This is a genomic window from Psychrobacter sp. UBA6291 (assembly GCF_002439405.1).
In the GTDB taxonomy this organism is placed as follows: Bacteria; Pseudomonadota; Gammaproteobacteria; order Pseudomonadales; family Moraxellaceae; genus Psychrobacter; species Psychrobacter faecalis.
On record NZ_DJUD01000004.1, the window covers coordinates 1 to 9080 of the forward strand.

The window sequence follows — 9080 nt, forward strand, 5'->3', positions numbered from 1 at the left end:
GAGTAAGATTTTTGGAACGGTAAGCTTGACGCCGCGCAAGCATCCTTAATCAAGTACTGGGTGACAGAAAAACAGTGTAAAACGATGGATGAATGCTTACAGTTATTTGGTGGTTACGGTTATATGTCAGAGTACCCAATTGCTCGTATGTATGCCGATGCTCGCGTACAAAAAATCTACGGCGGCACTAATGAAATCATGAAAGAGCTGGCCTCGCGCTTTATGTAATCGCTTATGAGTGAGCAGAATGCGCGCTTCTCAACACTTCCTTATTTAAAACTAGCTACTTAAAAATTAAAGGGATTTATTATGACCCAGACCGCTTATATCTATGATGCGATCCGCACTCCACGTGGTAAAGGAAAAAAGGATGGCGCTTTGCATCAAGCATCGCCGATTTGGTTGACACGTACGCTACTTAAAGAGATGCAGCAGCGTCATCACTTAGATACCAGCCTCGTCGACGATATCGTGCTGGGTTGTGTGACGCCAGTCGGTGAGCAAGGCTCAGATATCGCTCGTATCGCTGCTCTCGATGCAGGCTGGGATCAACGTGTAGCAGGGGTGACATTGTCACGCTACTGCGCCTCAGGCCTTGAATCTATCAACCTTGCTGCTGCCAAAGTCATGTCCGGTATGGAGGACATGGTTGTAGCGGGCGGCGTTGAGTCTATGAGCCGCGTACCGATGGGCTCAGATGGCGGTGCTTGGTATATGGATCCACGCGTTAATGATGCTACTGGTTTTGTCCCACAAGGGGTTGGCGCTGATACTATCGCGACCCTAAAGGGCTTTAGCCGCAGCGATGTTGATGAGTTTGCCACCGAGTCACATAGAAGAGCCGCCGCCGCTTGGGAAAAAGGCTATTTTGATAAATCAGTGGTGCCTGTTAAGGATATTAATGGTTTATTACTATTAGACAAAGACGAAACCATTCGTCCAAATACTGATGTTGCCACTTTAGCAAAGCTCAATCCGTCTTTTGCTATGCCCGGTCAGATGGGTTTTGATAGCGTTATTTTGGATAAATACACCACGATTGAAAAAGTAAACCACGTGCATCATGCTGGCAACTCATCAGGTATCGTCGATGGTGCTGCTATCTGTCTTATCGGTAGTGCGGCCGCTGGTGGCAAAGCTGGACTTAAGCCGCGAGCGAAGATTACTATGGCAGCGGTCATTGGCTCAGAGCCTTCTATTATGCTGACAGGTCCGACACCAGCTTGTAAAAAAGCGCTAGATAAAGCAGGTATGCAAGCGTCTGATATCGACCTATGGGAGATAAACGAAGCCTTTGCTGCTGTTCCGATGAACACCGCTAGCGACTTTGGTATTTCATTAGATAAAGTCAATGTTAATGGCGGCGCGATTGCGATGGGTCACCCACTCGGCGCAACAGGTGCGATGCTGATGACGACGGTACTTGATGAGCTTGAGCGCCGCGATTTAAAGACCGCCATGGTTACGCTATGCGTCGGCGGCGGTATGGGAATTGCAACTATCATTGAGCGCGTATAAAAACATGTAGCAAAAACGATTATAAAAATGATTATGGATGATTAATCGTATAGCTTCATCAATTAACAAGGATTTAAAATGAGCACCAATAGCGTAGATGCCATCAATGCATTAAAGAATTTTTCTGCCCAATCTGATAATGGAATTATCACCGTCACTATCGACCAAACCGAGCGTAAGATGAATGTCATTGGAGAGAGCTTTAATGAAGCCTTTGCTACAATAACGGATGCTTTTATCAATGACCAGGACGCAAAAGGCCTAATTCTAACGTCTGGTAAATCAACCTTTGTGGTTGGCGCAGATATTGACCAATTGGCTACTATTGAAACGGCCGAGCAAACGTTTGCTTTGGTTGAGGACTTAAAAACTAGCCTACGTAAACTTGAAACTTCTGGTAAGCCAGTCGTTGCTGCCATTACGGGTACGGCGCTTGGTGGCGGTCTTGAGCTTGCCTTAGCCTGTCATTATCGTATTGCTATCTACTCACCAAAAACCTCGTCTACAACCAAGCTGGGTTTGCCAGAAGTTAAGCTTGGCTTGCTACCCGGCGGCGGTGGTACGCAGCGTTTGCCACGTCTGATTGGTATTCAAAAAGCCCTTGAGCTGATGACCCAAGGTAAAGTGCTGCGTCCACAGCAAGCGCTAGAAATTGGCTTTATTGATGACGTGGCTCATGACAATGACGAGCTTATCAGTAAAGCAAAAGCGTGGATTAATGACAATCCAAAAGCGCAGCAACCATGGGACAATAAAGGCTTTAAAATCCCAGGCGGTGACAGCAATCATCCAAAAGTGGTGCAAGTATTTTCTATGGCCCCAGCGATGGCCAATCAAAAATCCCACGGCAACTATCCTGCGATTACCCATATTTTATCTAGTGTGTTTGAAGGCTGCTTAACCGATATCGACAACGGCCTTAAAATCGAGTCGCGTTTTTTTGTCGCCTGCGTGTTATCAGACGTATCCAAAAACATGATTAATAGCCTTTGGACGCAGCTCAATAGCATTAAAAAAGGACAATCACGCCCGCAAGGGTTTGAAAAATATAAAGTCAGCAAAGTCGGTATTTTAGGTGCTGGCATGATGGGCGCTGGTATCGCTTACGTTTCAGCTAAAGCAGGTATGGAAGTGGTATTGCTCGATACGGCCATTGAAGGTGCCGAAAAAGGCAAAAGCCACTCTACTAAGCTGCTAGACAAAGCCATCAGCCGAGGACGTTCAACAGAGGCCAAAAAACAAGCATTATTAGACCTTATCAAGACCACCACGTCTTATGATGATTTAGAAGGCTGTGATTTAATCATTGAAGCTGTTTTTGAAGACATTGATATTAAAGCGGAATGTACGCGACAATCTGAAGCCGTTATTCCAGAGACTGCCTTTTATGCTTCTAACACCTCAACCTTGCCAATCACTGAGCTTGCTAAAGCCAGCAAACGCCCGAACCAGTTTATCGGTCTGCATTTCTTCTCACCGGTTGATAAGATGCCACTCGTTGAGATTATCGTTGGTGAAAAAACCGACGATGCCACGCTAGCAACAGGTTTTGATTATGTTGGCCAAATTGGCAAGACGCCCATCGTTGTCAATGACAGCCGCGGATTTTATACATCACGTGTTTTTGGCACTTATGTGTCAGAAGGCATTGCCATGTTAGCTGAAGGTGTTCATCCTCGCAGTATAGAAGTGGCTGGTATGAAGTCTGGTATGCCGATGCCGCCGCTGGCACTGCAAGATGAGGTGTCACTCAGCCTGTCACTACACGTGATGGAGCAGACTAAAAAGGCAATGGAGGCAGAAGGTAAGACTTTTACGCCGCATCCTGCGATGTTAGTAGTAGAAAAAATGGTCAAAGAATTTGGCCGCGAAGGTAAAAAGGTGTCTAAAGGTTTTTATGATTATCCAGAGAATGGTGAAAAACATCTATGGTCTGAGCTCACTGAACTGTATCCAACGACAGATGAGCAGCCCTCGCAGCAAGACTTGGTAGACCGTCTACTTTACGTGCAAGCCAACGAGACTGCGAAATGCTATGAAGAAAATGTTGTCCGTACGGTAGCTGACGCCAATATCGGCTCGATTTTTGGTTGGGGTTTTGCGCCAAACCAAGGGGGGACGCTACAGTTTATCAACTCAGTAGGCGTCGATAAATTTGTCGCGCGTAGTCGTGAGCTGGCACAGAAATATGGCGCACGTTTTGAGCCTGCGCAGATATTAGTGGCAATGGCGGCAAAAGGCGAGGTTTTCTCAGATGACTGAATCGATGGTTAATCAAGCGGATGCTATGAAAGACTGCTTACAAGGGCTGCGCGTCATTGATTTAACGCGCAACCTGCCTGGGCCATTTGCGACCAGATTGCTTGCGGACTTAGGCGCGGACATTATTAAGATTGAACCACTCAATGGCGATCCAGCCCGCGCTTTTGGGGATTTGTTTACCGCCCTTAATCATGGCAAAACCACTTTAAAAGTTGACTTTCGTGACTCGCAAGGTATTGAGACTATCAAAGCGCAAATCAAGGATAGCGACGTGATGCTCGATAGCTTTCGCCCTGAGGTATTAGAAGGCATGGGGCTTGATGCCAAAACCTTGCATGCCATTAATCCAAAGCTGGTCATGGTATCGATTACGGGCTATGGCATGGCTAATAGCGATGGCATCACTCATGATTGGGCGCATAAAGCCGGTCATGATATCAATTTTATGGCGATGAGCGGGGTGCTTGACCAGCTCAAGACGGCAGATGGCGAGCAGGCAATGCCCAATGTTCAGTTTGCAGACTTAGCAGGCGGCAGTGACACGGCGGTGATTGCTCTATTAGCGGCTGTATTTGCAGCCCAGCGTACGGGGAAAGGTCGCCACGTTGCGGTCAGTATGACGCACAGCTTGTATCAGCATCTGGTCATGCCAAAAGCGACTGGAAAACTGGTGGCCAGCTTTTCTGGCAAAAACCCAGAGCCGCAACAGGATTTCTTAGGCGGTTTATTGCCTTGTTATCGGTTGTACAGAACTTCCGATGATCGCCATATGGCGGTGGGTTCACTAGAGCTAAAATTCTGGCAAGGGCTGTGTGAAATATTAGAATTGCCTGAAATTAAAGATGTGCATTGGCAGTGTGGGGTTATGCCCAATACTAAGGCCAGCCAAGAGGCAGCACAAGTGGTTGCCGATACCTTTGCCAATCAGCCTTTAAGCCATTGGCAGCAGGTTTTTGCATCCAACGATGTGTGCGTCACGCCAGTATTGAGTTTAGAGGAGGCAAGAGCACATCCTTTATTTGCCCATCAAGATGAGTATGGGGCGACACTGGGTTGGCAGTAAGGTAATGAAGCTGAAGTAACAGCATTGTTAGTGAATCAGTTAATAGCTTAATCATTTAGCCACTTAATCTCTTAGCCATTATATTTTTAGCATCTACGGCATTCTTAAGCGACTGAAAAAACATTCCTCTTTTGCGTTAACCCCTTTATGAACTTATCACTATTGGCGCGGTAATCGACTTATTGCATGCAATTTTAGAGAAAACGGCAGTATTTCTAGGCAAATGTATAAGCAATCAAGTTTAAAGCCGTACTGACTCAAAATGATTTGTTATCTATTGTTAAACATGAGCGGATGCTAGGTATAATGCAGCCCTAGCATCGTTTTCACTCATACGTCCTTAATAAGAAGATTTTATTATGTCAAACAAGCGTCCCTTATATATTCCTATTGCTGGCCCCGCGCTATTAGAAACCTCTTTATTGAATAAAGGTAGTGCTTTTTCATCAGAAGAACGCGATAGCTTTAATTTAACAGGGCTATTACCACACAACATTGAGACGATTGAAGAGCAGTCTCTGCGGGCTTATCACCAACTGCGTTCATTTACCAATACGATGGATAAGCACATTTATTTGCGTAATATACAAGATACCAATGAGACCTTGTTTCATCATCTGGTTGAGCAGCATATTGAGGAAGTCATGCCGCTCATCTACACGCCAACGGTTGGTCAAGCTTGTGAAAAGTTCTCGCAAATTTATCGCCGGAAACGGGGCTTATTTATCTCCTACCCTGAGCGTCATAAAATCGACGATATGCTGCAAAACGCCACCAAACAGAATGTTAAAGTAATCGTTGTCACTGATGGTGAGCGTATATTGGGTCTTGGCGACCAAGGTATTGGTGGTATGGGCATTCCAATTGGCAAATTAGCGTTGTACACAGCTTGCGGTGGCATTAGTCCCGCTTACTGTCTGCCTATTTTGTTAGATGTCGGTACCAATAACCAACAGCTACTTGACGATCCTATGTATATGGGTTGGAGGAATCCACGCATCTCTGGCGATGAATATAATGAATTTGTCGATTTATTTATTCAAGCCGTTAAGCGTCGTTGGCCAGAGGTGTTATTACAATTTGAAGATTTTGCACAGGGAAACGCCACCCCGTTATTAAACAGATATCGTGACCAGTTATGCTGTTTCAATGATGATATTCAAGGGACTGCTGCGGTTTCGGTCGGTGCTTTGATTGCCGCGTGCCTCAATAAAGGGCAAAAACTCAGTCAGCAAAAAATAGCTTTCTTAGGGGCAGGTTCTGCGGGCTGCGGTATTGCTGAGCATATCATTCGCCAAATGCAGCGCGAAGGCTTAACCGAAGAGCAAGCGCGCAGCCAAGTATTTATGGTTGACCGTTACGGTTTGCTCATCGATAGCATGACAGAGCTACAAAAATTCCAAGAGCCACTGGTGCAAAAACAATCAGCAATTGAGCATTGGGATAAGAGTCAAAAACTCGGTTTAGCGCAAGTGGTGAAACAAGCAAAAATAACGGTATTGTTCGGCGTGAGTGGACAAAAAGGTTTGTTTACTCAAGAGGTGATCGAGTCCTTATGTGCTAATACTGAACACCCAATTGTACTACCGCTTTCAAACCCGACCTCTCGTGTGGAAGCCACACCGCAAGAAGTGATGAACTGGAGCCGTGGTCGCGCCATTATCGCAACGGGTAGTCCTTTTGCTCATACCACTTTTAACGGTCAGTCTTTTGAGGTTTCTCAATGTAATAACAGCTATATATTTCCTGGTATCGGTCTTGGTGTTCTCGCAGCAAGGGCGAGAGGTATCAGCGACAATATGTTAATGGCGGCAAGCCAAGCGCTTGCAGATATATCAATGGAGTACGAAAAAGCGCCCGGCGCCATACTACCGCCAATTAAAGTTATTAAAGAGATCAGTAAAAAAATAGCCTATGAAGTGGCACTGCAAGCGGTCCAAGATAAGCTGGCATTACCTATCACAGCGGAGAACCTACAGCGCCGACTGGAAGCGAATTTTTGGTTGCCTGAATATCGCAATTATCGTCGTACTTCTTTCTAGTTTTTAGAAGGTGTTTATAGGTAAATGATAAATAAATAGTAGATAGCTGGTTCTAGGCTAGGGCATGTCCTTGCTTGAACGCTAACTGAAATTTGCTAAATACAGTTGGTCGGTTGCGGCTGATTTGGTTTAGCATAAAAAAGCAATTAGTTCAGCAGGCGCAGCGGCGTCTTTTTATAGTTATCAATCATTCATTAAAATCGTAAAAGCCCTCTATACTATTTTATATAGCGTAGAGGGCTTTTTGGTTTCTTAGGTAGCTTTTTATTATTTTTATACCAACGTCATGGTATTAATTTCTATATAGTTTGCCATCTACCTATATGTTCTGACATTTCTAAAATTCCCATAAAAAAAGGCTTGCTGCATCGCTGCGAACAAGCCTGATTTAAAATGTGGTAGGCCCAGTATCAACCACATTAAAATATCAAGTTATTGATTCAATTAATTTTATTTAAAAATATTTTTCATTATACCAACGGTTATACCAACGGTTATACCAACAATTTAATATTGTTGTTAGCCTAAATCTACGCAGTAAAAAGTAAGAATATAAACATGTTAATTTTTGTTATTTACAAACCTCAACTAAAATTAATGCATTTCCATAAGATTGATGACCTTGCGTAATGCCATCATAATATAGTCTTTCCTCAATGCTTTGACATTCACTTGTCAGAACATGTTGGAATAGGTGCTATAAATTAACGTCCAATTATAATTGCTTTTATGCTCCAACTGCATTAGCTTCTCTTTTTCGTAGATTGATTAGCGGGCTATGTTATCGCAAACCTCAAATCATAATATGATTCATGGATGTTTGTTATTATATCGAGTAAAAGACTTAAGTTAAGCCTTTACATTCGCAGTTGTATGGCATAAATTAAAAACGTTTATAAACGCCAATCTCAACTTATCGTAGGCTTTTGATTTTTATAGAATTTAAAATTCTAATTGTTTTAACTGAAATTTTAAAAACTAAGTAAACCAATACCTTAGAAAAACAAGTTGAGAGTGGGGTTTTATAAGTACTTTATTTATCAGACTATATTATAAGGAAGTAAGAATGAGTGATCCAAAAAATGGTGGTACAAATTCAGAAGGTAGAATAGGCTCTGGTATCGAGTCAGACAAAGGTTCGTGGCCATTAAGCAATAAGGGACAGCAACCACCTCCTCCTTCTAGTCAAATACCAGAACTTAAAAAACCTAAAAAATAGCATACTCACCTCGGTAGCAGTAAACCTTAGTTATGATTATAAACTCATTGAAATCAATAGGACAAAATCATGGGGAACTCAAGTAACAATAGTTCTGATTCAGATCGTAAAATAAAATCCGATCGAGGAGGTTCTGTAAGCGGATCTTTAGGTGATGCATCAATTGGGCAAAGACCAACACCGCCAACCAGCGCGCTACCACCTCTCAAGAAACCAAAAAAATAATACGTTTAATTTTTTTTAACATAACGCATTTCTAAGAGTTTGATGTCTTCTCTAGGGAAGTAAGTAACCATACTACCAAGATCATCTGCTAGCTTGACGTCATCCTCTTCTACCCAATCTCCATCTTTTTTTGCAATATGCGTTACATAAAAGGCAATTCCATCGTCATCCATAGTAAAGGGCGCAAATGGCTCACCTACAAAATCAACTGTATTATTACAAGCATAACAAGTACCATCTTTGTGGTATAGCTTAACTTGTAGTGCTCCTACTTTTTTATGTGAAGATAGCGTTTTCCATACATCTCCTAAATTTAGAGTGTTACTCACATTTCTTTTATATAGAAAATCTCTCCACTTTTCTTCACCCCATGTCAGCCACAAGTATGCAATCAACAGCCCTGAGGGTATAGCAAAATAAGCATACGGTGAATCCCATAGCTGAACTGTTAGAGCAGTTGGCAGCCCCAACACTAGTATAAGCATCCACACATCAACTAGCTTTTCAGTCTTTCTATGGTCGCGCCTAAGTAAGACATAACCGATATAGCCAGAAACTAGTGTGGCCTGTACTTGTAAAGGCAACTGTAGTAATTCTTGCATAAGCATCCCCTAACTTTTGACTATTATTATTGCACATACTCAGAGTGCAGTTTAAGAATGAAACGCAATAAAAAACTTGTTACTATTAAACGAATTACCTTATAAAAATACTAGGAAAGATTAGGCACGGAGTTTTTCAAGGTAGTTGT

The 9080-nt window shown here is 43.1% G+C and carries 6 protein-coding genes and 1 pseudogene; 6 read left to right on the plus strand and 1 reads right to left on the minus strand.

Translation table 11 applies throughout. The features are described from left to right. Positions 1–18: 18 nt before the first annotated feature. From B3R91_RS00270 to B3R91_RS00295, 6 genes and pseudogenes are all read left to right on the plus strand, one after another. Positions 19–228, plus strand: a pseudogene (locus B3R91_RS00270) (acyl-CoA dehydrogenase family protein); the annotation flags it as partial. 81 nt (positions 229–309) lie between these two features. Beyond that, a complete protein-coding gene (locus tag B3R91_RS00275) occupies positions 310–1518 on the plus strand; it encodes an acetyl-CoA C-acetyltransferase (protein ID WP_286795720.1) in 1209 nt (402 codons plus the stop codon). Positions 1519–1596: 78 nt separating this feature from the next. Continuing rightward, positions 1597–3780, plus strand: coding sequence for a 3-hydroxyacyl-CoA dehydrogenase NAD-binding domain-containing protein (locus tag B3R91_RS00280; RefSeq protein ID WP_286795721.1), 2184 nt, complete (start codon positions 1597–1599; stop codon positions 3778–3780). Positions 3781–3784: 4 nt separating this feature from the next. Continuing rightward, positions 3785–4843 (plus strand): CaiB/BaiF CoA transferase family protein, encoded by a 1059-nt coding sequence (locus B3R91_RS00285; RefSeq protein WP_414707471.1) that lies wholly within the window; start codon positions 3785–3787, stop codon positions 4841–4843. Between the two features lie 359 nt (positions 4844–5202). Beyond that, entirely contained in the window at positions 5203–6885 is a 1683-nt protein-coding gene (locus tag B3R91_RS00290) for an NAD-dependent malic enzyme (RefSeq protein ID WP_102076556.1), read from the plus strand. A gap of 1066 nt (positions 6886–7951) precedes the next feature. Next, entirely contained in the window at positions 7952–8104 is a 153-nt protein-coding gene (locus B3R91_RS00295) for a hypothetical protein (RefSeq protein ID WP_201604277.1), read from the plus strand. Between the two features lie 230 nt (positions 8105–8334). Here B3R91_RS00295 and B3R91_RS00300 read toward each other — a convergent pair whose 3' ends face one another. Then, positions 8335–8931, minus strand: coding sequence for a hypothetical protein (locus B3R91_RS00300; protein ID WP_201604278.1), 597 nt, complete (start codon positions 8929–8931; stop codon positions 8335–8337). Positions 8932–9080 lie beyond the last annotated feature (149 nt).

What these genes read in the sequence shown, in the direction of transcription:
- B3R91_RS00275 (WP_286795720.1), top strand. Translation starts at nt 310, where the DNA reads ATGACCCAGACCGCTTATATCTATGATGCGATCCGCACTCCACGTGGT.
- B3R91_RS00280 (WP_286795721.1), top strand. Translation starts at nt 1,597, where the DNA reads ATGAGCACCAATAGCGTAGATGCCATCAATGCATTAAAGAATTTTTCT.
- B3R91_RS00285 (WP_414707471.1), top strand. Translation starts at nt 3,785, where the DNA reads ATGGTTAATCAAGCGGATGCTATGAAAGACTGCTTACAAGGGCTGCGC.
- B3R91_RS00290 (WP_102076556.1), top strand. Translation starts at nt 5,203, where the DNA reads ATGTCAAACAAGCGTCCCTTATATATTCCTATTGCTGGCCCCGCGCTA.
- B3R91_RS00295 (WP_201604277.1), top strand. Translation starts at nt 7,952, where the DNA reads ATGAGTGATCCAAAAAATGGTGGTACAAATTCAGAAGGTAGAATAGGC.
- B3R91_RS00300 (WP_201604278.1), bottom strand. Translation starts at nt 8,931, where the DNA reads ATGCAAGAATTACTACAGTTGCCTTTACAAGTACAGGCCACACTAGTT.